Below are 521 nucleotides of genomic sequence, written 5' to 3'. Positions count from 1 at the left end.
TGAACCGCCTGCTGCGTTCGACGAGCGTTCCGATCGCGGACCGGCCGGTCCCGATGATCAGATCGCCCTCCCAGTGTCCCGGGACGCCACGGTCCTCGGCCTCGGCGGGCCGTTCGCTGATCAGTACTTCGGCGGTGACATGCCCGCGGACACTCTGCCTGGTGCGCTCCCGTGGGACGCGCAGTGACCGTCCGGTGCGCAAGCAGGCGACCAGCTCGCGCTTGAGCGCGCCGCGTCCCTGGACGGGAAGGGCCTGGTAGATCGCCTCGTGTGAGATGCGCATGGACTCATCCTCGGGGAAGTCCACCTCGAGCCGCCGCGATATCTGCTGCGGACTCCAGGCCGTCGCCCAGCGCCGGTCCTGACGGCGGGGCTTGTCCCTACCCTGCCACGGCGGCACCTGCGGTCCCGCGACGGCCCGGCCGTCGGCCGCGTGGACGATGGTCCCGGCCAGCCGGTCCTGGACGTACTCGCGCAGGCGGTCGTGGGCCACAGCTTCGCTTTCTTCGGCCGCTGGGCCC

Annotated in this window: 1 pseudogene; it reads right to left on the bottom strand. The window is 71.6% G+C overall.

The annotated features are described in order from the left end of the window. Window positions 1-521 (bottom strand): annotated as a pseudogene (locus tag IF89_RS39575) (IS30 family transposase); the annotation flags it as partial.

Origin of the sequence: Streptomyces sp. NRRL F-2664 (assembly GCF_000719345.1) — a bacterium.
In the GTDB taxonomy this organism is placed as follows: Bacteria; Actinomycetota; Actinomycetes; order Streptomycetales; family Streptomycetaceae; genus Streptomyces.
Note: the sequence above shows the minus strand (reverse complement) of the source record. Positions and strands in the feature narration are given on the sequence as shown.